Origin of the sequence: Pseudomonas sp. GM24, from assembly GCF_000282235.1 — a bacterium.
GTDB lineage: Bacteria > Pseudomonadota > Gammaproteobacteria > Pseudomonadales > Pseudomonadaceae > Aquipseudomonas.
Genome location: NZ_AKJR01000024.1, coordinates 1 through 26,625 on the forward strand (window position 1 = coordinate 1; position 26,625 = coordinate 26,625).

General features: G+C 58.5%; 22 protein-coding genes. 13 read left to right on the forward strand and 9 right to left on the reverse strand.

Annotated elements, in window-relative coordinates:
* Positions 1-152: 152 nt before the first annotated feature.
* Positions 153-2,741, reverse strand: a complete 2,589-nt coding sequence (locus PMI23_RS03620; RefSeq protein WP_007908866.1) for a glycosyltransferase — start codon at positions 2,739-2,741, stop codon at positions 153-155.
* A gap of 213 nt (positions 2,742-2,954) precedes the next feature.
* Here PMI23_RS03620 and tcdA point away from each other — a divergent pair, with 213 nt between their 5' ends.
* Entirely contained in the window at positions 2,955-3,773 is an 819-nt protein-coding gene (gene tcdA, locus PMI23_RS03625) for a tRNA cyclic N6-threonylcarbamoyladenosine(37) synthase TcdA (RefSeq protein ID WP_007908865.1), read from the forward strand.
* A gap of 115 nt (positions 3,774-3,888) precedes the next feature.
* Here the strand turns inward: tcdA and PMI23_RS03630 are convergent, their stop codons facing one another.
* The 4 genes from PMI23_RS03630 to PMI23_RS03645 all read right to left on the reverse strand — a co-directional run bounded on the left by PMI23_RS03630 (position 3,889) and on the right by PMI23_RS03645 (position 7,059).
* Positions 3,889-4,293, reverse strand: coding sequence for a SufE family protein (locus PMI23_RS03630; RefSeq protein ID WP_007908864.1), 405 nt, complete (start codon positions 4,291-4,293; stop codon positions 3,889-3,891).
* The gene (locus PMI23_RS03635; protein ID WP_042704889.1) at positions 4,290-5,495 is read right to left on the reverse strand and encodes an aminotransferase class V-fold PLP-dependent enzyme; all 1,206 of its coding nucleotides are present in this window, start codon (positions 5,493-5,495) and stop codon (positions 4,290-4,292) included. The genes PMI23_RS03630 and PMI23_RS03635 overlap by 4 nt, the downstream gene beginning before the upstream one ends.
* Before the next feature lie 133 nt (positions 5,496-5,628).
* Complete coding sequence (dapD, locus tag PMI23_RS03640; RefSeq protein WP_007949650.1) at positions 5,629-6,663, reverse strand: 2,3,4,5-tetrahydropyridine-2,6-dicarboxylate N-succinyltransferase; 1,035 nt, start codon at positions 6,661-6,663, stop codon at positions 5,629-5,631.
* Between the two features lie 33 nt (positions 6,664-6,696).
* Positions 6,697-7,059, reverse strand: a complete 363-nt coding sequence (locus tag PMI23_RS03645; RefSeq protein WP_003222107.1) for an ArsC family reductase — start codon at positions 7,057-7,059, stop codon at positions 6,697-6,699.
* A gap of 291 nt (positions 7,060-7,350) precedes the next feature.
* On the opposite strand from PMI23_RS03645, the gene PMI23_RS03650 reads away from it, so the two are divergent.
* Positions 7,351-8,982, forward strand: a complete 1,632-nt coding sequence (locus tag PMI23_RS03650) for a Na+/H+ antiporter (RefSeq protein WP_007908861.1) — start codon at positions 7,351-7,353, stop codon at positions 8,980-8,982.
* Here PMI23_RS03650 and PMI23_RS03655 read toward each other — a convergent pair.
* From PMI23_RS03655 to map, 4 genes are all read right to left on the reverse strand, one after another.
* The gene (locus PMI23_RS03655) at positions 8,975-9,667 is read right to left on the reverse strand and encodes a M12 family metallopeptidase (protein ID WP_007908860.1); all 693 of its coding nucleotides are present in this window, start codon (positions 9,665-9,667) and stop codon (positions 8,975-8,977) included. The genes PMI23_RS03650 and PMI23_RS03655 overlap by 8 nt on opposite strands.
* A gap of 202 nt (positions 9,668-9,869) precedes the next feature.
* On the reverse strand, positions 9,870-11,069 hold the full coding sequence (gene dapC, locus PMI23_RS03660) for a succinyldiaminopimelate transaminase (RefSeq protein ID WP_007908859.1): 1,200 nt from the start codon (positions 11,067-11,069) through the stop codon (positions 9,870-9,872).
* Positions 11,070-11,112: 43 nt separating this feature from the next.
* Positions 11,113-13,815, reverse strand: a complete 2,703-nt coding sequence (locus tag PMI23_RS03665) for a [protein-PII] uridylyltransferase (RefSeq protein ID WP_007908858.1) — start codon at positions 13,813-13,815, stop codon at positions 11,113-11,115.
* 41 nt (positions 13,816-13,856) lie between these two features.
* Positions 13,857-14,639 carry a type I methionyl aminopeptidase gene (gene map / locus PMI23_RS03670; RefSeq protein WP_007908857.1) on the reverse strand — a complete coding sequence of 261 codons (783 nt, stop codon included), beginning with the start codon at positions 14,637-14,639 and terminating at the stop codon, positions 13,857-13,859.
* Between the two features lie 373 nt (positions 14,640-15,012).
* Between map and rpsB the strand changes: the two genes are divergently transcribed.
* From rpsB to lpxD, 11 genes are all read left to right on the forward strand, one after another.
* Positions 15,013-15,750: a 30S ribosomal protein S2 gene (rpsB, locus tag PMI23_RS03675; protein WP_003222119.1), complete on the forward strand. Its 738-nt coding sequence runs from the start codon at positions 15,013-15,015 to the stop codon at positions 15,748-15,750.
* Positions 15,751-15,942: 192 nt separating this feature from the next.
* Complete coding sequence (tsf, locus tag PMI23_RS03680; protein WP_007908856.1) at positions 15,943-16,806, forward strand: translation elongation factor Ts; 864 nt, start codon at positions 15,943-15,945, stop codon at positions 16,804-16,806.
* Between the two features lie 209 nt (positions 16,807-17,015).
* Positions 17,016-17,759, forward strand: a complete 744-nt coding sequence (pyrH, locus tag PMI23_RS03685) for a UMP kinase (protein WP_003222124.1) — start codon at positions 17,016-17,018, stop codon at positions 17,757-17,759.
* Positions 17,756-18,313, forward strand: a complete 558-nt coding sequence (gene frr, locus PMI23_RS03690; protein WP_007908855.1) for a ribosome recycling factor — start codon at positions 17,756-17,758, stop codon at positions 18,311-18,313. The genes pyrH and frr overlap by 4 nt, the downstream gene beginning before the upstream one ends.
* Positions 18,314-18,327: 14 nt before the next feature.
* Positions 18,328-19,083 (forward strand): polyprenyl diphosphate synthase, encoded by a 756-nt coding sequence (uppS, locus tag PMI23_RS03695; RefSeq protein ID WP_007908854.1) that lies wholly within the window; start codon positions 18,328-18,330, stop codon positions 19,081-19,083.
* On the forward strand, positions 19,083-19,889 hold the full coding sequence (locus tag PMI23_RS03700) for a phosphatidate cytidylyltransferase (protein WP_007908853.1): 807 nt from the start codon (positions 19,083-19,085) through the stop codon (positions 19,887-19,889). Before uppS ends, PMI23_RS03700 begins: the two co-directional genes overlap by 1 nt.
* The gene (gene ispC, locus PMI23_RS03705; RefSeq protein WP_007908852.1) at positions 19,886-21,076 is read left to right on the forward strand and encodes a 1-deoxy-D-xylulose-5-phosphate reductoisomerase; all 1,191 of its coding nucleotides are present in this window, start codon (positions 19,886-19,888) and stop codon (positions 21,074-21,076) included. Before PMI23_RS03700 ends, ispC begins: the two co-directional genes overlap by 4 nt.
* 54 nt (positions 21,077-21,130) lie before the next feature.
* Positions 21,131-22,483, forward strand: a complete 1,353-nt coding sequence (gene rseP / locus PMI23_RS03710; RefSeq protein WP_007908851.1) for a sigma E protease regulator RseP — start codon at positions 21,131-21,133, stop codon at positions 22,481-22,483.
* Positions 22,484-22,557: 74 nt separating this feature from the next.
* On the forward strand, positions 22,558-24,933 hold the full coding sequence (bamA, locus tag PMI23_RS03715; protein WP_007908850.1) for an outer membrane protein assembly factor BamA: 2,376 nt from the start codon (positions 22,558-22,560) through the stop codon (positions 24,931-24,933).
* 45 nt (positions 24,934-24,978) lie between these two features.
* Entirely contained in the window at positions 24,979-25,482 is a 504-nt protein-coding gene (locus PMI23_RS03720; protein ID WP_007908849.1) for an OmpH family outer membrane protein, read from the forward strand.
* Positions 25,483-25,485: 3 nt separating this feature from the next.
* Positions 25,486-26,541 carry a UDP-3-O-(3-hydroxymyristoyl)glucosamine N-acyltransferase gene (gene lpxD, locus PMI23_RS03725; protein WP_007908848.1) on the forward strand — a complete coding sequence of 352 codons (1,056 nt, stop codon included), beginning with the start codon at positions 25,486-25,488 and terminating at the stop codon, positions 26,539-26,541.
* The last annotated feature ends 84 nt before the right edge of the window (positions 26,542-26,625 follow it).

Below are 26,625 nucleotides of genomic sequence, written 5' to 3' on the forward strand. Positions count from 1 at the left end.
GATCTTTTGATTTTGTTTTTTAAAATCAACAGCAAGATCAAAAGATCGCAGCCTTCGGCAGCTCCTACCGAGTTTGTTGGCATTGAAAAAGGCGGTCATTCTAAAGCAAAACGGCGGCCCGAAGGCCGCCGTTTGACGTTATCCGTTACCGATTATGCAGCTGCCGGCTCAGGCTTGGCCGCAGGTTTCGGCAACGACGACAGGAACGCCATGATCAGTGCTGCCAGATACGGCAGCGACTGCACCAGCAACATCACCACCCAGAAACGCATGTCGTTGCTCGGCATGCCGTTGACCAAGAAGATCCCCAGCGCCGCGCCCCACAACAGCAGCATGATGAACAGCTCTTCCCGCGCCTCGGAAATCGCCACCCAGAAGCCATGGTTGTCGGCGTTTTTCGGCGTGCGGAAGAACGGAATGCTGCTGGTGAAGAAGCCGTACAGCACCGCTTTGGCGATGGTGTGCGACAACGCCAGCCCGGCCAACGCCGCGCAGAAGGCATCTTTCAGGTTCACGCCAACGGCGCGACGGTAGAGGAAGATGATCTTGCCGACCTTGAACACGAACAGAGCCAGAGGCGGAATCGCGAAGATCAGCAGCGGCGGATCGACCCGTTGCGGCACGATGATCATCGCCGCCGACCACAACAAAGCGCCGACGGTGAAGAAGATGTTCATGCCATCCGCGACCCACGGCAACCAGCCCGCGAGGAAGTGGTAACGCTGGCCGCGCGTCAGTTCGGTGTCCTTGCCGCGCAGCAGGCTGCCGGTGTGACGCTTGATGATCTGGATCGCACCGTAGGCCCAACGGAAACGCTGCTTCTTGAAGTCGATAAACGTATCCGGCATCAGCCCCTTGCCGTAGCTGTCGTGGTAATACGCCGCCGACAGGCCTTTCTCGAACACGCGCAGACCGAGTTCGGCGTCCTCACAGATGCACCAGTCGGCCCAGCCCAATTCTTCCAGAACCGAACGCCGGGTCATGGTCATAGTGCCGTGCTGAATGATCGCGTCACGGTCGTTACGAGTAACCATGCCGATGTGGAAGAAGCCTTTGTATTCGGCGTAGCAAAGCTTTTTGAAGGTGCTTTCGTTCTGGTCGCGATAATCCTGCGGCGACTGCACCACAGCGATTTTCGGGTCGGCGAAGTGCGGCACCATGTGCTTGAGCCAGTTCGGGTGCACGCAGTAATCGGAGTCGATCACGGCGATCACTTCGGCATCTTTGGCGGTGTGCGGGATCAGGTAGTTCAGCGCGCCGCCCTTGAAACCGGCCAGGGGCGAGACGTGGAAGAACTTGAAGCGCGGGCCGAGGGTTGCGCAGTAGTCGCGCACCGGTTCCCACACCGCCGGATCCTTGGTGTTGTTGTCGATGATCAGGACTTCGTAGTCCGGATAATCGAGGGCGGCGAGGGCGTCGAGGGTCTGTTTGACCATCTCCGGCGGCTCGTTGTAGCACGGCACGTGGATCGAGACTTTCGGGCGGTAGCTGGAGTCGCCCTCGACCGGCAGGAACTCGCGCCGACGCTTGTGAATCCACACCGCTTCGGCTAGCTCATGCGCCTCCGTCAGCAAGACGATAAACACCCCAAGCGCGCCGAGCGCCAAGAGGAATCCGACCGTCAAACTGAACCATGTGCTGTATTGCAGGCTGTAGTCGTAACCGATCCACACCAATACCGAACCGCAAAGAAACGCGATAAAGGTCAGGAAGATCCGCCCACGTTGACGCAGGGCCGAGCCGTCGATCATCAGCAAGGTCAGCGACAACAGCGCCAGCACCACCGAACCGATCGCCAGCACGCGCCATTGCGGGATCGCCACGACCGGGCCTTCGAAGTTGAATTTCTGCTGACGCGCGGCGTTGAACACGCCCCAATACGCGCCGACCGAGCCTTCGTCGCTGGCCTTCCACGGCTGGTCGAACGCTTCGATCACGAAGTAGTTGAAGCCCTGGCGATTGAGCTTGTTGACCAGGGTGCGCAGGTAGATCGCTTGATCTGCCGGCGACGCATCGGCGCCACCGCGCATGCGACCGTTGCTCGGCCAGCCGACCTCGGAGAGCAGCAGCGGTTTTTTCGGGAACAGCTTTTTCAGGTCGCGGGCGCGGTCGAAAACGAACTGCCCGGCCTTGTCGACGGGGATGAATTCCCAGTACGGCAGAACGTGCGCGGCAATCAGGTCAACGTGCTTGGCCAGTTGTGGGTATTTCTCCCAGATGTGCCATTGCTCGGACGTGGTGACCGGTACTTTCACGGCTGCACGCACGCGATCGAGAAGAACGATCAATGCCTCTGGGGTGATTTCTTCACGAAATAGCGCTTCGTTACCCACGACAACGCGAACCACGCTGCGTGACGTATTGGCCAGTTCGATGGCTTTGGTGATTTCCCGTTCGTTGCGTTCCTGATCCGGACTGATCCAGATGCCGAGGGTGACCCGAAGGCCGAACTCTTCAGCCAGTTTCGGGATGTCTCCCAGCGAGCCGTCTACCGAGTAGATGCGGATGTTATCCGTCAGCTTGCTCATGATCTCCAGATCGCGGCGCATTTCGTCGTCAGTCGGATACTGATCCTTCTGCGGATATTGTCCCTGCTGGAACGGCGAGTAGGAGAAACCGGAGATCTGCTCCGGCCAGTTCGGCGCCGAAACCGGGCGATTGATCAGCGCCCAGAAACCGGTGAACAGGGCGGCGATTGCCAGAACCACCACCAGGTTGAGTCCAAATTTACGCGATGACATAGCTATTTCGGGTTCCAAAGGCTGTGGAACGAAGGATCGGTCGGCTAGACGCCCGAGGGGCGCGCATCCTACACCGGCAGTTCACAAGTCGTACATCAGACAGGGAAATGCCCGACATTGGGCAGCCGACTTTGACTTAAGTTCTTACACTTGTAGCTGATGTTTAGAACTTGTCGCCGCATAGCCCTATAATGCGCGCCGGTTTTTGGGGTAATGGTCATGAGTACAGAAGATCCGCGGTTTGCAGGCATCGCCCGTTTGTATGGCATCGAAGGCCTGGCGCGTTTGCGCGCGGCCCATGTGGCGATCGTCGGCGTCGGTGGCGTCGGTTCCTGGGCGGCGGAAGCCATGGCCCGTTGTGGTGTCGGTGAGATTTCGCTGTTCGATCTCGATGACGTCTGCGTCAGCAACGCCAACCGTCAGTTGCACGCGCTGGACAGCACCGTCGGCAAACCCAAGGTCGAGGTGATGGCCGAGCGCCTGCGCGGGATCAACCCGGATTGCACCGTGCACGCCGTGGCGGATTTCGTCACCCGCGAGACCATGGCTGAATACATCACGCCGAACATCGACTGCGTGATTGACTGCATCGACGCGGTCAACGCCAAGGCTGCGCTGATCGCCTGGTGCAAGCGCCGCAAGATCCAGATCATTACCACGGGCGGCGCGGGCGGGCAGATCGATCCGACGCTGATTCAGGTGTGTGATCTCAACCGTACGTTCAACGACCCGTTGGCCTCGAAAGTGCGCTCGACGTTGCGTCGCGATTATGGTTTTTCGCGCACCGTGACTCGGCACTACAGCGTGCCGTGTGTGTTTTCCACGGAGCAACTGCGTTATCCGAAGCCGGATGGCAGCATTTGTTTGCAGAAGAGCTTTGTCGGCGACGGTGTGAAGCTGGACTGCGCGGGTGGATTTGGCGCGGTGATGATGGTCACGGCGACGTTTGGCATGGTCGCGGCGACCAAGGCTGTGGACAAGATTGTTGCGGGGGTTCGGCGTCCGGCTGACCGAGTTAAACCTCAGGCTTGATGCTGGGGCTTATGCCCTCATCGCTGGCAAGCCAGCTCCCACAGGTATTGGGTAAGTTCACTGCATCTATGAACACCATAGAACCCTGTGGGAGCTGGCTTGCCAGCGATGGCGATTAACCAGCCAACTCATTCATTCGCTGGAGCACTGCATTGAGGCCATTGCTGCGCGATGGCGATAGCTGCCGCGAAAGGCCGAGCTGATTGAACCAGTCCGGCAAATCAATTTGCTTCAGATCAGCGCCCGACAAGCCATTTACCCGCAACAAGAGCAACGCCACCAACCCGCGAATCATCCGCGCATCGCTACTCGCCGCAAATTGCCAGTGACCGTCACGCAACTCCCCAACCAGCCACACCTGACTCTCACAGCCATGCACCCGGTTAGCCTCGCACTTGTCCGCATCGCTGAGCGCTATCAGACGATCACCAAACTGCATCAACAACCGCGCCCGCTGTTCCCAGCCGGCCGCGTTTTGAAAAGTCTGCAGCGCCTCGGCGGCTTCGAGCGGCAAGCTCATCGCAACAACTCCAGCGCCTGATCCAGCGCTTCAAAAAAGCGCTCCAGATCTTCCGAATCGTTGTACAGCGCCAGTGACACACGAATCGCCCCGGCCAGCTCAAAGCTTTTCAGCAGCGGCATCGCGCAATGATGCCCGGCGCGCACGGCAATGCCTTGCTCAGTCAGCAAGTGCGCCAAATCAGCGTTGTGCACACCTTCAACGACGAAACTCGCCAGCGCTAATTGCGGCTTGCCGAGCAGACGAATGCCGTTACGCGCCGCGAGTCCATGCAGCAAATAGTCATGCAACGCGGCTTCATGGGCAGACACAGCGTCCTGATCCAGACCCGCCAGATAATCCAGCGTCGCGCCAAGGCCGATGACGCTGGCAATCGGCGGCGTACCGGCCTCGAAACCCAGCGGCGCAGGGCGAAAGCGCGAGTCGTGATAGTTGGCTTCCAGGACCATTTCGCCGCCGAACTGCCAGGGCTTCAGCTGCTCAAGTGCTGCATTGCGCCCGAACAGCACGCCAAGGCCATCAGGCCCATAGAGCTTGTGGCTGGAAAATACATAAAAGTCGCAACCCAGCGCCTGCACGTCATGCCGACCATGCACCACGCCTTGCGCGCCATCGACCACGGTCAGCGCGTTCTGCGCCTTGGCCATGCCCAGCAACGCCGGCAATGGCTGCCACGCGCCGAGCACGTTGGACAACTGACTGACTGCCAGCAATCGCGTGCGCGGGCCTATCAAATGCACAGCGACAGCAAGGTCGATCAGGCCGTCGGCATCCAGCGGCAGGATCACCAGTTTGAGACTTCGCCGTTGGGCCAGTTGCTGCCACGGCAGCAGGTTGGCGTGATGCTCCAGGGCGCTAATGACAATTTCATCGCCAGGGTGGAAAAGATGTTCCAGGCCATACGCCAGGAGGTTCAGCGCACTGGTGGCGCCGTGAGTAAAGATGATCTGCCCGCTGTCACCGGCATTCAGCCACTGGGCAACCTTCAGCCGACTGTCCTCGAACGCCTGCGTGGCATGGGCGCCGGGCAGGTGTTGCGCACGATGCACATTGGCCGCGCCGTTGGCGTAGTAATGCGTCAGTGCGTCGAGCAGGGCCTGGGGTTTTTGCGTGGTGGCGGCGTTGTCCAGATAGGTCTGGTCTTGCCGTTGCAGCGCGGCGATGGCCGGGAAATCGGCACGCCACGGGGAGGGAATCATCACAGTTTTTAGCCCTGGTGAAGAGGGGCGGGATGTACGCCAAATCCTGTAGGAGTGAGCCTGCTCGCGATGGCGTCCGTGAGGGCGCTAAAAGCATCGCGAGCAGGCTCACTTCTACAATGGATTATTCAAGCACTTAGTTGTGAGCGTGCAGCGCTTCGTTCAGTTCGATCGCCGATTTGTGGGTTTTGCACTCCACAGCACCGGTTTCCGAATTGCGACGGAACAGCAGGTCAGTCTGACCGGCCAGCTCACGCGCCTTCACAACCTTGACCAGATTGTTGTTTTCGTCGAGCAGCGCCACCTTGGTGCCGGCCGTCACGTACAGGCCCGACTCAACGGTGTTGCGGTCGCCCAACGGGATACCAATACCGGCGTTGGCGCCGATCAGGCAGCCTTCGCCGACCTTGATCACGATGTTGCCGCCGCCCGACAAGGTGCCCATGGTCGAGCAACCGCCGCCCAGGTCCGAACCCTTGCCGACGAATACGCCAGCGGAAACGCGGCCTTCGATCATGCCCGGGCCTTCGGTGCCGGCGTTGAAGTTGATGAAACCTTCGTGCATCACGGTGGTGCCTTCACCGACGTAAGCGCCCAGACGCAGACGCGCGGCGTCAGCGATACGCACGCCAGCCGGAACCACGTAGTCGGTCATTTTCGGGAACTTGTCCACCGAGAATACTTCCAGCAACTCGCCGCGCAGACGCGCTTCCAGTTGCATTTCCGCCAGTTCGCTCAGGTCGATGGCGCCCTGGCTGGTCCAGGCAACGTTCGGCAGCAACGGGAAGATACCGGCCAGGCTCACGCCGTGCGGCTTGACCAGACGGTGCGACAGCAGATGCAGCTTGAGGTATGCCTCAGGTGTCGAGGTCAGTTGCGAGTCTTCTGCCAGCAGGGTGGCGACCAGCGGCTTGTGGCTTTCGGCCAGACGGGTCAACAGCTTGCCTTGCACGGCGTCGATGCCTTTTACGGCTTCAGCCAGTTGCGCAGCCTGAGCGGTGGTGAAGGTAATGGCCTGGTTGCCTTCGGTATAACCGAGGATCGGCGCAACAGCGGCGACCAGTTCGGCCGATGGGTTGAGCAGTGGCTGTGCGTAGAACACTTCCAGCCACGCGCCTTGACGGTTCTGAGTGCCGACACCAAAGGCGATGCTGAACAGGGAATTGGACATGTAAATACACCTCTACAAAGAGTGACGGGCTGCTTACTTCAGAGCGGCCGCGTAGATATCTGGCTTGAAGCCAATCAGGGTTCGGTCACCGAGATCGAGCACCGGGCGCTTGATCATCGAGGGTTGAGCGAGCATCAGTTCGATGGCTTTCGACTGGTCGAGATCGGCTTTACGTTCGTCGTCGAGTTTGCGAAAGGTCGTGCCTGCACGGTTCAACACCGTTTGCCAGCCATGTTCGTCACACCATTGGGTCAGGTGCTCACGGTCGATGCCGGCGGTCTTGTAGTCGTGAAAGTCGTAGCTGACAGCGTGTTCATCGAGCCAGGTGCGCGCCTTCTTCATGGTGTCGCAGGCTTTGATGCCGAAAAGGTGCAACGTTTTACTTGAAACGGTCAAGGAATCGCCCCCTTTACAGGTGCTGGAGAAAAATGGTGTCGGATTATGCCATGACCAAACGGTTTCGTCGGCCACGGTTGTCGTAACGCTGCAAAACCTGTGGGAGCGAGCCTGCTCGCGAAGGGGCCGCTTCAGTCAATTGAGTGTTGATTGATCAACCGCATTCGCGAGCAGGCTCGCTCCCACAAGGGGACTGCGTTGCGGGCGTGCGACATAGGTGCAACGGTCAGACACAGCCTAAGCGGCTAATATGGCAGTTCAACGCTGTCGATTGTCTGAGATTTCCGCTTTATGCAAACTGCTTACACCGTCCTCATCCTGCTGATGCTGGTCAGCGTCTCGCGTCTGGTCGGACGGGTCATCCCGCTGCCGCTGCCACTGGTCCAGATTGCCGCCGGCGCCTTGCTCGCCTGGCCGACGCTGGGGCTGCACGTGGCCCTCGATCCCGAATTGTTCCTGTTTCTGTTTCTGCCGCCATTGTTGTTCTCCGACGGCTGGCGCATGCCCAAGCGCGAGTTCTGGCACCTGCGCGGGCCGATCCTTACGCTGGCGGTGGGACTAGTGCTGTTCACCGTGGTCGGCGCCGGCTACTTCATTCATTGGTTATTGCCGTCAATTCCGCTGCCGGTGGCCTTCGCCCTGGCGGCAGTGTTGTCGCCTACGGACGCCGTGGCGGTGTCGGCCATTTCGCAAAATCGCTTGCCGACCCCGCTGATGCATATATTGCAGGGCGAGGCGCTGATGAACGATGCCTCGGGTTTGGTGACCTTCAAGTTCGCCCTGGTGGCGGCCATCACGGGCGTGTTCTCGCTGACCAACGCCAGCCTGACCTTTGTCGTGGTGGCGCTCGGCGGACTGGCGGTCGGTGTGGCATTGAGCTGGCTGGTCGGGCGCTTGCGGGCGTGGATGATCGCTCGCGGTTGGGACGATCCCGCGACGCACGTTGTGTTCATGTTGCTGTTGCCGTTCGCCGCTTATGTATTGGCCGAACGTCTTGGCGTGTCGGGCATTCTCTCGGCCGTGGCGGCGGGGATGATGCAGAGCTGGCTCGATCTGCTGCCACGACAGACCAGCACTCGCTTGCTTAATCGCAGTGTCTGGTCGCTGCTGGAGTTCGCTTTCAACGGGCTGATTTTCCTCCTGCTCGGCCTGCAATTGCCGGACATCATCAAAGCCGTGGTCAGCCATGAACCGACGCTGTGGCCGACGTTGTTTTACCGTTGCCTGGATGTAGTGGCGATTTTCCTCGCCCTGGTATTACTGCGATTTATCTGGGTGCAGAGCATCTGGCGTTTATCGGTATTGCTGCGGCGTTTGCGCGGTAAAGGTGATCTGACGCAAGTGCCGACCGCGCGCTCCTGCTGGCTGCTGACCGTCGGCGGTGTGCGCGGTGCGGTGACGCTGGCCGGGGTGATGTCGGTGCCGATGTTGATGGGGGCGGAGGCGTTTCCCGAGCGTGATCTGTTGATCTTCATTGCTGCCGGGGTGATTTTGCTGTCGCTGATTTCGGCGTGCATCGCGCTGCCGCTGTTGTTGCGCGGCATCGAGAAAAGTCCGGATGACAAACGGCGCCAGGAAGTGCGCGACGCGTGGCGTAAAACCGCAGAGGCGGCGATTCACGCGCTCGAAACCGAAGAAACTACCCCGCAGGACGCTGCTCAAGCCGCTCTGTCAGCCGAGCTGAAGGCGCGGATCATGTCCGAGTATCGCCATCAACTGGATGTCTTCAACGATTCCGCCGAAGCGCAGGCCCTGGCGTTCCAGATGGATCTGCTTGAGCGTCGCCTGCGCTTGAAGGCGCTGAGGGCGCAGCGCCTGGAGCTCTATAGTCTCAGTCGTCAGCATCAGATAGGTGATGACGTTCTCCGAGAAGTGTTGGCCGATCTGGATTTGAGCGAGGCCAACTTGGGGCAGGTCAAATAACCTGAGCTTGATAATCAATGGCCGGATAACTTTGTTTGGCCAGGCGTTTGTCCCGTTCACTGAGTTTCAGGTTGAAGGCAATCTCGAAGTTGCCGTGGGTCAGAAAGTTGGGTACCGGATAATGCAAGATGGAAAGGCTGTCGTATTCTCCTCTGGAAGTAATGTCGCAACTGTCGAGGCGGAAGATATTCAGTTCAATTTCTTCACGGTTCCAGCCCTGAGTTTCGCTGAAGTACTTGTACACAGCTTCTATATCCCATGGAATATTGGCATCGGGATGCAGATGGGCATGATGAAACCCCAGTGCATGTCCGAACTCATGCAGCAGCGTGGCTTCAAACAGCGGGTGTTGCGGTTCAGTCTGGATGACCAGCGTAGGTTCTTCTGGATCGACTTCCAACGCTTCGGTGCCGATTTCCGACCAGTTCGCTTCGCCGTTCAGGGCGATACGGATCTGTCCCGGGCCTTGTTCGACCTGGGCAAATGTCAGGCTGACAAAGGGCTCCCATTGACGAATTATCCGTTCGACCCGGTAGGCCAGTTCATCGGGTAAATCCTCCATGAACGAAAAAGTTACCGTACTGGCGTTGTCCCATAACCGGTTGGAACAGACGATAGAACGCTTGTGACGTTCTCCCGAGGTGAAGTTGCGACTGCGCATTTTGACGAAGGGGTAATGGTGCATGATCAATATCCATATTGATTGACAAGGTGCTTAGGGTGGTGCCCGGAAGTTTTTTAATCGATAGGGCGCGACGGATAGTTACGGTAACTGTTCATCTGAAGACTATCTTTGGAGCGGGCAGGTAGGAAGTCGGTAATTGCTTTGATATGTATCGCGGTGATAAAACCGCGCGCCAGATTGCCTGGCGCGGGCCAAATACTACTTATTGCTGACGGGTGATAAAGGCGCGAATCCGCTCGGCGGCTTCGACACATTCGGCCAGTGGCGCAACCAGCGCCATGCGCACACGCCCTGCGCCCGGGTTGACGCCATCGACATCACGAGACAGGTACGAGCCCGGCACCACGGTCACGTGCTCCTGCTCAAACAGATCGCGGCAGAACGCGGCGTCATCACCTTGCACGTTCGGCCACAGGTAGAAGCTGCCATCCGGACGCTGCACGTCCATCACCGGGCTGAGGATTTCCAGCACCGCATCGAATTTCTCGCGATACAGCGCACGGTTGGCGCGTACATGCACTTCGTCATTCCACGCCGCCACGCTGGCCAGTTGCGTTTGTACCGGCATCGCGCAGCCGTGGTAGGTGCGATACAGCAGGAAGCCTTTGAGGATGTCGGCGTCGCCGGCAACGAAACCGGAGCGCAGGCCTGGCAGGTTGGAGCGCTTGGACAGGCTATGGAACACCACGCAACGCTTGAAGTCCTTGCGGCCCAGTTCGACACAGGCTGTGAGCAGGCCCGGCGGCGGCGTTTGCTCATCGAAGTACAACTCGCTGTAGCACTCGTCGGCGGCGATCACGAAATCGTACTCGTCGGCCAGAGCGATCAGCTTTTTCAGGGTGTCGACCGGGATCAGCGCGCCCGTCGGGTTGCCCGGCGAGCAGAGGAAGAGGATCTGGCAGCGTTTCCAGATGTCTGGCGAAACGGCATCGAAATCCGGATTGAAGCCATTTTCGTCGAGGCACGGCAGGTAGTGCGGCTTGGCCCCGGCGAGGAACGCCGCGCCTTCGTAGATCTGGTAGAACGGGTTAGGGCTGACCACCAGCGCGTCGTCGCCACGGTTGACCACGGTCTGGGTGAACGCGAACAGCGCTTCACGGGTGCCGTTCACCGGCAGTACGTTGCGCGCCGGATCGATCCAGCCGCCAGGCACACCGAATCGCCGCTCGCACCAGCCGGCAATGGCTTCACGCAGCGCCGGGATGCCGAGGGTGGTCGGATACACCGCCATCTGATCCAGGCTGTTAGCCAGCGCTTCAGCGACAAAGCTTGGCGAGCGGTGTTTCGGCTCGCCGATCGACAGGGCGATCGGGCGTTTTTCCGGGTTCGGCGTTACGGTGCCGAGCAGGGCGCGGAGCTTTTCGAACGGGTACGGCTGGAGCTGGTTCAGAGCGTTGTTCATTGGGGCTGGGTCTCTCGCAAAGCCATTTGAATCCGGGGCGCCATCAAATACTGATGCGCGACAATTTGATATCGGGTTCCTGATTGACGCTCAGTTGCTCAACGATCGCATCCTGCAAACGGCTGCACAGCAACGGGTCGGACAGCGGCTGGTTGTGAGCGTCGGTGATGAAGAACACGTCTTCGACCCGCTCGCCGAGGGTCGCAATCTTGGCGTTCTGCAGCGACAGGTCGAATTCGAGGAAAATCCCGCCGATCCGCGCCAGCAGTCCCGGGCGGTCGGGTGCGGTCAATTCCAGCACGGTCACCGGACGCTGGGCATCGTTGTGAATCGTCACCTGCGGCGCAAAGGCGAAATGCTTGAGCTGGCGCGGCACGCGACGCTGGATGATCGTCGGGTAGTCGTCCGGATTGCGCAGGGCTTCGGTCAGGCCTTCGCGGATCTGCTTGACCCGTGCCGGGTTGTCGCCGATGGATTCGCCTTCGTTGTCGAGCACGATGTAGGTGTCGAGGGTGAACTGGCTACTCGAGGTGATAACCCGGGCGTCGTGAATGTTCAGGTTGAGCTGATCCATTGCCGCCACGGTCACGGCGAAGAAGTCATGCTGGTCCGGCGCATAAATGAAGATCTGCGTGCCGCCCTCGAATTCGCGCTGGGTGGTTTCCTTGATCAGCACCAACGGCCCGCCATCGACCGGTTGCTGCAGGATTGCATCACTGTGCCAAGCCACGTCACCGGCGGTGTGGCGCAGGAAATAGTCATCGCCCAACTGCGCCCACAACTGCTCGACATCATCCGGATCGGTGCCACCACGCACCAGAATATCCAGCGCGGCACTTTGGGTCTGGCGGATCTGTTCTTCGCGATCCACCGGGTTTTCCAGGCCGCGGCGCAAGGCGCGCTTGGTCTCGGTATAGAGCTGGCGCAACAGGCTGGCGCGCCACGAATTCCACAGCGTCGGGTTGGTCGCGTTGATGTCGGCAACCGTCAGCACATAGAGATAGTCGAGGCGGGTTTCATCGCCGACAGCCAGGGCAAAGTCATGGATCACCTGCGGATCGGACAAGTCCTTGCGCTGCGCGGTGGTCGACATCACCAGATGGTTCTGCACCAGCCAGACAATCAGGCGGCTGTCCCACAGTGGCAACTGATGTCGCTGGCAGAACGCCTCGGCATCGACCGCGCCGATTTCTGAGTGATCGCCATGCCGGCCCTTGCCGATGTCGTGGTACAGACCGGCCATGTAGATCAGTTCGGGCTTGGGCAGTTTGGCCATGAGCTTGGCGGCCAGCGGGAATTTCTCCGAGACCTGGGTGTACTGCAATTTGCGCAGGTGTTTGATCAGGTTCAGCGTGTGCGCATCGACCGTATAGATGTGGAACAGGTCGTGCTGCATCTGCCCGACGATAAAGCCGAACTCCGGCAGGTAACGCCCGAGAATGCCGTAACGGTTCATCCGGCGCAGGTTGCGGTGGATGCCGATCTTGCACTTGAACAGCTCGATGAACAGGCTGGTGTTGCGAATATCGTTGCGGAAGTTGTCGTCGATCAGGTGACGGTGCTCGCGCAGCAGACGAATGGTGTCGGCGCGTACGCCTTTGATCTCCGGCTGCTGCGCCATCAGCACGAAAATCTCGAGCATGGCGAACGGCGTGCGGCGGAACACGTTGTCGTTGCGTGCCTCGATATAGCCGTCGTGGAGCTGGAAGCGCGAGTTGATCGGCTGCGGCGGCGCTTCGTCTTCCGGGGCGAGGATGACTTCCTCGAAGTGCTGGATGATCAGGTCGCTGAGCTGGGCGATGCTCATTACCACGCGGAAATACTGTTGCATGAAGTTTTCGACGGCCTGTTTGGCGTCGTCACCCTCAAACCCGAGCAGCCCGGCGATGGTGCGTTGATGATCGAACAGCAAGCGGTCTTCGGAGCGGCCCGCCAGCATGTGCAGCGCATAGCGCACTTTCCAGAGGAATTCCTGGGAAGAGGCGAGCAGGGCGTTTTCGCTTTCGACCAGGAAACCTTCGCCGGCGAGGGCGCGCAGGTTCAGGGTGCCGTACTGACGCCGGGCCACCCACAGAATCGTCTGGATATCCCGCAAGCCGCCGGGCGAGCCTTTGACGTTGGGTTCCAGGTTGTATTCGGTGTCGTTGTACTTGTGGTGACGGGCCTTTTGCTCGGCACGCTTGGCCAGGAAGAACTCCTTGGCCGGCCACATGTGTGCGGTGCTGGTGACGTCGAGCATGCGCTGACGCAGACGCTCGGGGCCGCAGATGGTGCGGCTTTCCATCAGGTTGGTGACGACGGTCAGGTCGGCGCGGGCTTCTTCGGCGCATTCATCGACCGAGCGCACGCTCTGGCCGACTTCCAGGCCGATGTCCCACAGCAGCGTCAGAAAACGCTCGATAGAGTCACGGAAAACTTCGTGATCGGCGCTGTCCAGCAGGATCAGCAAATCAATGTCGGAATACGGGTGCAACTCACCGCGGCCGTAGCCGCCGACCGCGACCAGCGCGATGTCGGCGTCTTCGCTCCAGGTGAACTGCTCCCAGGCCTTTTGCAGGATGTTGTCGACGAACCAGGCACGGTCTTCGATCAGACGGCGAATGTCGCGGCCATTGCGAAAACGCGTGTCGAGTACTTCGCGAGCCTGGCGGATCGCCTTCTTGAACGCCGCGATGGGACTCGCTTTCAGGGCCAGTTCAGCCTGGAACTGGCCGCGGTCGAAGAGTTCGGGATCCACCTGCGGCATCGATTGGCTTTCCTTCTATAAGGCTGGGAGCGTTGTGTGGATCAGGCCGAGACGCGCGGGATGGTGTCATCGGCGCGCAGGGTGAAGATCTCGTAACCGGTGTCGGTGACCAGCAGGGTGTGCTCCCACTGGGCCGAGAGCTTGCGGTCTTTGGTGATCGCGGTCCAGCCGTCGCCCAATACTTTGGTGTCGGCCTTGCCCTGGTTGATCATCGGTTCGATGGTGAAGGTCATGCCGGCCTTCAGTTCCATGCCGGTGCCGGCACGGCCGTAGTGCAGGATCTGCGGTTCTTCGTGGAAGACCTTGCCGATGCCATGGCCGCAGAACTCGCGAACCACCGAGAAGCCGTTCTTCTCGGCGTGCTTCTGGATGACTTCGCCGATGTCGCCGAGGCGGCAGCCAGGTTTGACGATTTCGATCGCCTTGTACATGCATTCCTGAGTGATCTGCGACAGGCGCTCGGCCCACACCGGCACTTCGCCGACATGGAACATGCGGCTGGTGTCGCCGTGGTAGCCGTCTTTGATCACGGTGACGTCGATGTTCAGGGTGTCGCCGTTTTTCAGCGGTTTGTCGTTCGGGATGCCGTGGCAGACCACGTGGTTGATCGAGGTGCAGATCGACTTCGGGTAGCCCTTGTAGTTGAGCGGGGCAGGGATGGCTTGCTGCACGTTGACGATGTAGTCGTGGCAGATCTGGTTCAGCTCATCGGTGGTGACGCCCGGTTTGACGTGTTCGGCAATCATTTCCAGCACATCGGCGGCCAGTTTGCCGGCGACACGCATGCCAGCGATGTCCTCGGGGGTTTTGAGGTTGACGGTCATACAGGCTCTCTCTGCGCTCGGCGGCGCTTGCTGATACGAATAGGGTGGCAGGTGTGCGTTTTGCGACCCTGAAAAACGCGATTCTAACAGACGCACGGCGCAATTCAGCGCCCGCGTGCATCGCTTCTCTCTATACAATGGTGCGTTCGGGGCCGATTCCAAGGGGGCTGCGCCCATGTCCTTGGTGCGAATACAGATTCCGGGTTCCGTTTCTGCGCACCCTGTGGTATAAAATGCGCCGCTTTCCGGGGATACCCCGAAAAGCTTAAATCCACACACGTGTCGACACGATGACCTGGGTGCTTTTGGCTTTATGCCACTGGTTGGTCATTGGGATACGTGGAGGCCAAACCCGACTTATTAAGGAACTATCATGTCCCAAGTCAATATGCGCGATATGCTGAAGGCCGGTGTGCACTTCGGTCACCAAACCCGTTACTGGAATCCGAAAATGGGTAAGTACATTTTCGGCGCGCGTAACAAGATTCACATCATCAACCTTGAAAAAACCCTGCCAATGTTCAACGAAGCTCTGACTTTCGTAGAGCGTCTGGCCCAGGGCAAAAACAAGATTCTGTTCGTCGGCACCAAGCGTTCCGCTGGCAAGATCGTTGCTGAAGAAGCAGCACGTTGCGGTTCGCCGTACGTCGATCACCGCTGGTTGGGCGGCATGCTGACCAACTTCAAAACCATTCGTGCTTCCATCAAGCGTCTGCGTGACCTTGAAGTTCAAGCCGAAGACGGTACTTTCGCCAAGCTGACCAAGAAAGAAGCGCTGATGCGCTCCCGTGATCTTGAGAAGCTGGATCGTTCGCTGGGCGGCATCAAGGACATGGGCGGTCTGCCAGACGCACTGTTCGTGATCGACGTTGACCACGAGCGCATCGCGATCACCGAAGCCAACAAGCTGGGCATCCCGGTAATCGGCGTTGTCGACACCAACAGCAGCCCGGAAGGCGTTGACTACATCATCCCAGGCAACGATGACGCAATCCGCGCTATCCAGCTGTACATGGGTTCGATGGCTGACGCAGTAATCCGTGGTCGCAACAATGTTGCTGGCGGCACTGTAGAATTCGCAGCTGAAGAAACTCAGGCTGCAGCTGAGTAATTAACGCCCTGGCGTTGACTCAGTAAGCAAAAAGGGGGCTTGGCCCCCTTTTTGCCACCTCGAAAACCATTTGTCGGCGGCGCAGCTACAGCTTCTGTAACGTGCAGCAGCTACAACGTGGGGTTTGGGACGAATTGAACGCCCGTTCGATCGGGTGGAATGGTTGAAAACCTATCCAAGAGGAATTTGAAAATGGCAGCAATTACTGCAGCGTTGGTTAAAGAACTGCGCGAGCGTACCGGCGAAGGCATGATGGATTGCAAGAAAGCCCTGGAAAAGGCTGACGGCGACATCGAAAAAGCCATTGATGACATGCGTGCTTCGGGCGCAATCAAGGCTGCCAAAAAAGCTGGCAACGTTGCCGCTGAAGGCGCCATCGCTCTGAAAGAAGACGGCAAATCTGCTGTTCTGCTGGAAGTGAACTCGCAGACCGACTTCCTGGCTCTGCAGGACGACTTCAAGGCATTCGTTGCTGAAAGCATTGAAAAAGCTTTCGCTGACAAGTTGACTGATGTTGCTCCGCTGATCGAAGCTCAAGAAGCTGCTCGCCTGGTACTGGTCGGCAAGGTTGGCGAAAACGTCAACATCCGTCGTCTGGTTCGCGTAGAAGGCGACGTTGTTGGTGGCTACCTGCACGGCAACAAGATCGGTGTTGCAGTTGTTCTGAAAGGCGGCAACGTTGAACTGGCCAAAGACATCGCTATGCACGTAGCGGCCAGCAACCCTGAGTTCCTGCTGCCATCGGAAGTTTCGGCTGAAGCTATCGAACGCGAAAAAGCTGTGTTCCTGCAGTTGAACGAAGAAAAAATCAAAGGCAAGCCAGAAAACATTGTTGAAAATATGGTCAAAGGCCGTATCAGCAAGTTCCTGGCTGAAGCAAGCCTGGTTGAGCAGGCGTTCGTCAAGAACCCTGAAATCAAGGTTGGCGAACTGGCCAAGAAAGCCGGTGCTGAAATCGTTTCCTTCACCTACTTCAAGGTAGGCGAAGGCATCGAGAAGCCGGTCGACAACTTCGCTGAAGAAGTTGCTGCCCAGCTGGCTGCCGCCAAGCAATAAGACGGTTTTTCAACTGTCGCCCGAAAGAGGCTGCCCGCTCACGCGCGCAGCCTCTTTTCAGATGGGGTTGCCAATTTTTTATTGGTTTCCACTTGGAACTGACTTACAAAGCCATGTTCCGATGGCGCTGAAGCAGCGCCAAGCTAGAGTGAACGCCAGCTGTAAACAGCTCGCAAAGAATTTTAAATACGCCGCAGGAGAGATTCGCAATGGCTCAGCAGGGCAGTGGTTATCAGGCTCGCTATAAACGCATTCTACTCAAGCTTAGCGGCGAGGCCCTGATGGGCTCGGAAGAGTTCGGGATCGATCCAAAAGTGCTGGATCGGATGGCACTGGAAGTCGGCCAGCTGGTCGGCATCGGCGTGCAGGTCGGTCTGGTGATCGGCGGTGGCAACCTGTTCCGTGGCGAAGCCTTGAGCAAAGCCGGTATGGATCGGGTGACAGGCGACCACATGGGCATGCTGGCCACTGTGATGAACGCCCTGGCCATGCGTGATGCGCTGGAACGTGCCAATATCTCGGCCATCGTGATGTCGGCCATTTCCATGGTTGGCGTGACCGATCACTATGATCGCCGCAAGGCCATGCGCCACCTGAACTCCAAGGACGTGGTAATTTTCGCGGCCGGTACCGGTAATCCGTTCTTTACCACGGATTCTGCAGCCTGCCTGCGCGCAATCGAGATCGATGCCGACGTCGTGCTCAAAGCGACCAAGGTCGATGGCGTCTACACCGCTGACCCATTCAAAGACCCGCATGCCGAGAAGTTCGATCATCTGACTTATGATGAAGTGCTGGATCGCAAGCTGGGTGTAATGGATCTGACAGCTATTTGCCTGTGCCGCGACCACAAGATGCCGCTGCGCGTATTCAATATGAACAAGCCTGGTGCCCTGCTGAACATCGTCCATGGCGGCGCTGAAGGCACCCTGATCGAGGAAGGTCAACAATGATCAACGAAATCAAAAAAGACGCTCAAGAGCGCATGCAAAAATCCCTGGACTCTCTGGCCCATGCATTCGGCCAGATTCGTACCGGCAAGGCTCACCCAAGCATTCTGGGTAGCGTGATGGTGCCGTACTACGGTGCTGACACCTCCATCACCCAAGTGGCCAACATCACTGTAAAGGACTCGCGCACTCTGCAAGTCGTGGCCTTCGAGCGCAACATGCTCGCAGCGGTCGACAAGGCAATCCAGAGCGCTGGCCTGAACCTCAACCCGACCAACCTGGGCGAGTTGTTGCTGATTTCCATGCCTGCCCTGACTGAAGAAACCCGCAAGGGCTTCACCAAGCAGGCGCGCAGTGCTGCTGAAGACGCTCGTGTTGCCGTGCGCAACATCCGTCGTGACGCCTTGGGCGAGCTGAAGAAACTGGTCAAGGACAAAGAAATCAGCGAAGACGAAGAGCGTCGTGCCGCTGCCGATATTCAGAAGCTCACCGACAAGGCCGAGGCTGATATCGACACGGCTACCAAGCAAAAAGAAGCGGATCTGATGGCCGTATAAGGTTCGAGCTTTTAATGGACAAGACCAAGCAGACTGCGCCGTCCGCGGTGCCGCGCCATGTCGCGATCATCATGGATGGCAACAATCGCTGGGCGAAAAAACGCTTTATGCCGGGTGTCGCCGGGCATAAAGCGGGCGTGGATGCTGTGCGTGCCGTAATCGAGGTGTGCGCCGAGGCCAAGGTCGAAGTGCTCACCCTGTTCGCGTTTTCCAGTGAGAACTGGCAGCGCCCGGCCGATGAAGTCAGTGCCTTGATGGACCTGTTCTTCAAGGCCTTGCGTCGTGAGGCCAAGCGCCTCAACGACAACAACATCAGCCTGCGCATCATTGGCGATCGTTCGCGCTTTCATCCGGAGCTTCAGGCGGCAATGCGTGAAGCCGAGGCGATGACGGCGGGCGCCAACCGATTCATCCTGCAGATCGCTGCCAATTACGGCGGTCAGTGGGATATCGCACAAGCTGCGCAGCGTCTGGCGCGTGAAGTTCAGGCCGGGCACCTGCGTCCGGAAGACATCACCCCGGATCTGCTGCAAACCTGTCTGGCGACCGGCGATCTACCGTTGCCAGACCTGTGCATTCGTACCGGTGGCGAGCATCGCATCAGCAACTTCCTGCTGTGGCAACTGGCTTACGCCGAGTTGTACTTCTCCGACCTGTTCTGGCCGGACTTCAAACACGATGCCATGCGCAATGCGCTGGCCGATTTCGCTTCGCGCCAGCGTCGCTTCGGTAAAACGAGCGAACAGGTCGAAGCTGGAGCCCGGGTTTAATGCTTAAACAACGAATCATCACTGCACTGATCCTGCTGCCGATTGCCTTGTGCGGGTTTTTCCTGCTGGAAGGCTCCGGTTTTGCCTTGTTTATCGGTCTGGTCGTGACTTTGGGTGCGTGGGAATGGGCGCGTCTGGCAGGCTTCACCGGACAAACGTTCCGCGTGGGTTTTGCCGCCGTGGTCGCGTTCATGCTGTTTATCATGTACATCCTGCCCGGGCTTGCCCCGTGGGTGCTGGGTGCTTCCGTGCTGTGGTGGGCGGTGGCAACCTGGCTGGTGCTGACCTACCCGCATTCCAGCGTGCATTGGTCCAGCGCCGCTACCAAACTGGTCATCGGCCTGCTGATTCTGCTGCCGGCCTGGCAAGGTCTGGTGCAGATCAAACAGTATCCGCTGGGTAACTGGCTGATCATGGCCGTGATGGTGCTGGTCTGGGGGGCCGATATCGGCGCCTACTTCTCTGGTCGCAAATTCGGCAGGCGCAAGCTGGCCCCGCAAGTCAGCCCAGGCAAAAGCTGGGAAGGCGTCTATGGTGGTCTTGCGCTGAGTTTGGTGATTACTGCCATTGTCGCGTTTGTTCGCGACTGGACGGTCGCCGAGTTGCTTAAAGGCTTGATTGGCGCTGCGCTGATCGTCTTCATCTCCGTGGTTGGCGACCTGACCGAAAGCATGTTCAAGCGTCAGTCTGGCATCAAGGACAGCAGTAACCTGCTGCCTGGTCATGGCGGTGTGCTTGATCGTATCGACAGCCTGACAGCGGCCATCCCGGTGTTTGCCGTGCTGCTGTGGATGGCTGCACCGTGAGTCGCCCTCAACAGGTCACTGTTCTGGGTGCGACCGGCTCGATCGGTCTGAGTACGCTGGATGTCATTGGCCGCCATCCTGAGCGTTATCAGGTGTTCGCGCTGAGTGGTTTCACGCGCCTGAGCGAGCTTTTCGCCTTGTGCGTGCGTCACGTGCCGCAATTTGCCGTGGTGCCGGAAGCTGCCGCTGCGCGCGGTTTGCAGGATGATTTGCGTGCGGCCGGTTTACCGACCCGCGTGCTGGTGGGGGAGGAGGGCCTGTGCCAGGTCGCTGCTGCTCCTGAGGTCGATGCCGTGATGGCGGCAATCGTCGGTGCAGCAGGGCTGCGTCCGACCCTGGCGGCCGTCGAGGCCGGCAAGAAGATTCTCCTGGCCAATAAAGAGGCGCTGGTGATGTCCGGCGCCCTGTTCATGCAGGCAGTGCGCAAGAGCGGTTCGGTGCTGCTGCCGATCGATAGCGAACACAACGCGATTTTTCAGTGCATGCCACAGGATTTTGCCCGTGGATTGAGCTCGGTCGGTGTCCGTCGGATTTTACTCACAGCCTCTGGTGGTCCGTTCCGACAGACACCGATGAGTGAGTTGGCGCATGTTTCACCTGAGCAGGCGTGTGCTCACCCGAACTGGTCCATGGGGCGCAAGATTTCGGTCGATTCGGCCAGCATGATGAATAAAGGTCTCGAACTGATCGAGGCCTGTTGGTTGTTTGATGCCAAGCCCTCGCAGGTTGAGGTGGTGATCCACCCGCAGAGCGTGATTCACTCGCTGGTCGATTATGTCGATGGCTCGGTGCTGGCGCAGTTGGGCAATCCCGACATGCGCACGCCGATTGCCAATGCCCTGGCTTGGCCGGAGCGCATTGATTCCGGCGTGGCACCGCTGGATCTGTTTGCTGTGGCGCGCCTGGACTTCGAGGCGCCGGATGAAGAACGCTTCCCTTGCCTGCGTCTGGCCCGGCAAGCTGCCGAAGCTGGCGACAGTGCTCCGGCGATGCTCAACGCAGCGAACGAAGTAGCGGTGGCAGCGTTTCTCGATGGACGGGTTCGTTACCTGGAAATCGCGAGTATCATCGAGGAGGTATTGAGCCTCGAACCGGTCGTAGCATTGGCAGACCTCGATGCCGTATTTACGGCAGACGCCAAGGCGCGAGTTCTGGCCGAGCAGTGGCTGAAGCGCCACGATCGATAGAATTTGCTACACAATGGCTACACGCGGCACTGAACAGGATTGCGGAGAAAATAGATGAGCGCGCTCTATATGATTGCCGGCACCCTGATCGCTTTGGGTGTGCTGGTCACCTTTCACGAATTCGGCCACTTCTGGGTCGCGCGTCGCTGTGGCGTCAAGGTTCTACGTTTTTCCGTAGGCTTTGGCATGCCGTTGTTGCGCTGGTACGACAAGCAAGGCACCGAGTTTGTGGTTGCCGCGATTCCGCTGGGCGGCTACGTCAAAATGCTCGACGAACGTGAGGGCGAAGTCCCGGTCGATCAGCTTGATCAGTCGTTCAACCGCAAATCCGTGCGTCAGCGTATCGCCATTGTTGCGGCCGGCCCCATTGCCAATTTTCTCTTGGCGCTGGTGTTCTTCTGGGTGTTGGCGATGCTCGGCAGCGAACAGGTGCGTCCGGTCATCGGTGCGGTTGAATCCGGCAGTATCGCCGCCAGTGCCGGTTTGAGCGCAGGTGAAGAGATCGTGGCGATCGATGGAGAGCCGACTACCGGTTGGGCGGCCGTCAATCTGCAGTTGGTCCGGCGTCTGGGCGAAAGCGGTTCTCTGCAGTTGCTGGTGCGTGAGCAGGGTTCGACAGCGGATTCGCCGCGTGAGCTGAAGCTGGATAACTGGCTTAAAGGTGCTGATGAACCAGACCCGATCCGCTCTTTGGGTATTCGTCCGTGGCGCCCGGCTTTGCCACCGGTGCTTGCCGAGCTTGATCCGAAAGGCCCGGCTCAGGCTGCCGGTCTGAAGACGGGTGATCGCCTGCTGGCCCTTGACGGCCAGACGCTGAATGACTGGCAGCAAGTGGTCGATACCGTTCGTACGCGTCCTGATACCAAAATCATGCTGCGCATCGAGCGCGACAGTGCTCAAATCGACGTCCCTGTCACTCTGGCGGCGCGCGGTGAAAGCAAATCGCCAAGCGGATATCTGGGTGCAGGTGTAAAAGCTGTCGACTGGCCGCCGGAGATGATTCGCGAGGTCAGTTACGGGCCTCTTGCTGCCATTGGCGAGGGTGCCCGTCGCACTTGGACCATGAGCATTCTGACGCTCGATTCGCTAAAGAAAATGCTGTTCGGCGAGCTCTCGGTAAAAAACTTGAGTGGACCGATAACCATTGCTAAAGTGGCGGGCGCTTCTGCCCAGTCGGGCGTCGCTGATTTCCTGAATTTCCTTGCTTATCTGAGTATTAGCCTGGGGGTTCTGAATTTGCTGCCCATTCCTGTACTGGATGGGGGGCATTTGTTGTTTTATCTGATCGAGTGGGCGCGTGGTCGTCCCTTGTCGGATCGGGTGCAAGGTTGGGGGATACAGATCGGTATCAGTTTGGTGGTCGGGGTGATGTTGCTTGCTCTGGTCAACGATCTGGGTCGACTGTAACGCTTCGCTGAATTGCGAATCTGCCGCATTTTGCGGCAGTTTGTTTATTGCCAGTTGGAATAAGAAAGGACTTCATGAAACGTCTGCTGCTAACTGCGGTTCTCACCGTATTGATGATCGCCGAAGTTCACGCCGAGTCCTTCACTATCTCTGATATTCGCGTCAATGGCCTCCAGCGGGTCTCCGCGGGTAGCGTCTTTGGTGCCTTGCCGTTGAACGTCGGTGAGCAGGCGGATGATCGTCGCCTGGTGGAATCCACTCGTGCGTTGTTCAAAACCGGTTTCTTTCAAGATATCCAGCTGGGCCGCGAAGGCAACGTTCTGGTCATCACGGTCGTTGAACGCCCGTCGGTCGCCAGTATCGAGATCGAAGGCAACAAGGCGATCTCCACTGAAGACTTGATGAAAGGTCTCAAACAGTCTGGTCTGGCTGAAGGCGAGATCTTCCAGCGCGCCACCCTTGAGGGTGTGCGTAATGAACTGCAACGTCAGTACGTCGCGCAAGGCCGTTACTCGGCTACCGTTGATACCGAAGTGGTGTCGCAGCCGCGTAACCGCGTTGGTCTGAAAGTGAAGATCAACGAAGGCACCGTTGCGGCCATTCAGCACATCAACGTGGTGGGTAACACGGTTTTCCCTGAGGAAGACCTGACCGATCTGTTCGAGCTGAAAACCACCAACTGGCTGTCGTTCTTCAAGAACGATGACAAGTACGCCCGTGAAAAGCTTTCCGGTGACCTGGAGCGTCTGCGCTCCTACTACCTGGACCGTGGCTATATCAACATGGATATCGCTTCGACCCAGGTATCCATCACCCCGGACAAAAAGCACGTCTACATCACTGTCAACGTCAACGAAGGCGAGAAGTACACCGTTCGTGACGTCAAGCTCAGCGGTGATCTGAAAGTCCCTGAGGACCAAGTCAAATCCCTGCTGCTGGTGCAGAAGGGGCAGGTGTTCTCGCGCAAGCTGATGACCACCACGTCCGAACTGATCACCCGTCGACTGGGTAACGAGGGTTACACCTTCGCCAACGTCAACGGCGTACCTCAGCCGCACGATGATGATCACACTGTAGATATTCTGTTCGCCGTTGATCCGGGCAAGCGAGCCTATGTCAATCGCATCAACTTCCGTGGCAACACCAAGTCCGAGGACGAAGTGCTGCGTCGTGAAATGCGTCAGATGGAAGGCGGTTGGGCTTCGACTTACCTGATCGACCAATCCAAAACCCGTCTTGAGCGTCTGGGCTTCTTTAAAGAGGTCAACGTTGAAACCCCGGCCGTGCCAGGTGTCGACGACCAGGTTGACGTGAATTACGCCGTGGAAGAGCAGGCTTCCGGTTCGATTACCGCCAGTGTCGGTTTCGCCCAGAGTGCCGGTCTGATCCTCGGTGGTTCGATCACCCAGAACAACTTCCTCGGTACCGGTAACCGCGTCAGCGTCGGCCTGACCCGCAGTGAATACCAGAGCCGCTACAACTTCGGCTACGTTGACCCGTACTGGACCGCCGATGGTGTGAGCCTGGGTTACAACGCGTTCTATCGCACCACCGACTACAAAGACCTCGACGTCGACGTAGCAAGCTATGCGGTCGACAGCCTGGGTGCCGGCGTGAACGTTGGCTACCCGATCAGTGAGACTTCGCGTCTGACCTTTGGCCTGTCGGTTCAGCAGGACGAGATCAAGACCGGTACCTACACCGTTGACGAGATTTTCGACTTCGTTAACAAGGAAGGCGACAAGTACCTGAACTTCAAGGCTTCGGCCGGTTGGTCCGAATCGACCCTGAACAAAGGCGTACTGCCGACCCGTGGTCGTTCCCAGAGTCTGACCCTGGAAACCACCGTGCCGGGCAGCGACCTGTCGTTCTACAAACTGGATTACCGCGGTCAGCTGTTCCAGCCGATCAGCGAGAACTACACCCTGCGTCTGCACACCGAGCTGGGTTATGGCGATGGATACGGCGGAACCGATGGCTTGCCATTCTATGAAAACTACTATGCTGGTGGTTTCAACTCGGTTCGTGGCTTCAAGGACAGCACCCTCGGCCCGCGCAGTACGCCGAGCCGTGGCACCAACCCGGGCACATTGGCTGACCCGGACCAGGATCCACTGCCGTTCGGTGGTAACGTCCTGATCCAGGGTGGTGTCGAGGTTCTGTTCCCGCTGCCGTTCGTGAAAGATCAACGTTCGCTGCGCACCTCTGTTTTCTGGGATGTGGGTAACGTATTTGACTCGCAGTGCAAGGACACTACCAATGCAAACGGCTCGACGTCGAACACCAAGTGCAACGACATCAGCCTGAGCAACATGGCCAGTTCCGTGGGTGTGGGTGTGACCTGGGTCACCGCACTGGGTCCTCTGAGCTTCGCGTTGGCCATGCCGATCAAGAAGCCGGATGAGGCTGAAACTCAAGTGTTCCAATTCTCCCTCGGCCAGACGTTCTAAGCGTCTGACCCAAGATAACGACAATGGATTTTGTAGGAGTGCATCGTGCGTAAGTTGACTCAATTGGTTCTCCTGGCCTCCTTGATGGTGGCAGGCCCGGCATTTGCCGACATGAAAATTGCCGTTCTGAACTATCAGATGGCCTTGCTGGAATCGGACGCTGCGAAGAAGTACGCCGTGGATGCCGAGAAGAAGTTCGGTCCGCAACTGACCAAGCTGAAAACGCTGGAAAGCAGCGCCAAGGGTATTCAGGATCGTCTGATGGCCGGTGGCGACAAAATGCAGCAGGGTGAGCGTGAGCGTCTGGAGCTGGAATTCAAGCAAAAGGCCCGTGACTTCCAGTTCCAGTCCAAGGAGCTGAACGAAGCCAAAGCCGTTGCTGACCGCGAAATGCTCAAGCAACTGAAGCCGAAGCTGGATAGCGCAGTGGAAGAAGTCATCAAGAAAGGTGGTTTTGATCTGGTGTTCGAGCGTGGTGCAGTGATCGATGTCAAACCTCAGTACGACATCACGCGCCAGGTTATCGAGCGCATGAATCAGCTGAAGTAACCCATGACCGTGAATATCAAGCTCGGCCAATTGGCCGAGTTCCTCGGCGCCACCCTGCGTGGCGACCCTGAGACGAAAATTACTGGGCTAGCCACTTTGCAAGAGGCTGGCCCAGCTCAGTTGAGCTTTCTGGCAAACCCTCAATATCGCAAATACCTCGCCGGCTCGCAGGCGGCAGCACTGCTGCTCAAAGAAGCCGATGCCGAAGGTTTTGCCGGTAATGCGTTGGTGGTGCCGGATCCTTACCTGGCTTACGCGCGAATCTCGCATCTGTTCGATCCCAAGCCAAAAGCCACTGCGGGTATCCATCCGTCGGCGGTCATTGCGCCTGACGCAGTGGTTGATCCAGCCGCCAGCATCGGCCCATTCGTGGTGATCGAGGCCGGTGCGCGGATCGCGGCAAACGTGACACTGGGCGCGCATTGCTTCATCGGCGCGCGCAGTGAAATTGGCGAAGGCGGCTGGCTCGCGCCACGCGTGACGCTGTATCACGACGTGCGCATCGGCAAGCGTGTGGTTATCCAGTCCGGTGCCGTGCTCGGCGGCGAAGGTTTCGGTTTCGCCAATGAAAAAGGCATCTGGCAGAAAATCGCTCAGATCGGTGGTGTGACCATCGGCGACGATGTCGAGATTGGCGTGAACACCGCCATCGACCGCGGCGCGTTGGCCGATACCGTGATCGGCAATGGCGTTAAGCTCGATAACCAGATCCAGATCGCCCACAACGTTCAGGTCGGTGATCATACCGCCATGGCGGCGTGTGTCGGCATTTCCGGCAGCACCAAAATCGGCAAGCACTGCATGCTCGCCGGCGGTGTTGGCCTGGTCGGCCACATTGAAATTTGCGACAACGTTTTCCTCACCGGGATGACCATGGTGACCCACTCGATTACCGAGCCGGGTGCCTATTCTTCCGGTACAGCCATGCAACCGGCGGCCGAATGGCGCAAAAGCGCGGCCCGCATCCGTCAGCTCGATGACATCGCGCGACGTTTGAAACAGCTGGAAAAGCGCGTAGGGGAAGTGACCCCTGACGGCAATGCTTCATCAGATGGCTGATACCATTTCCATATCAAGTGTGCACAGCCTCTAGACTGCCTCCTTGATTTGCTAGAGGAGTGCGCGTCAGTCGCGCTCCCAATC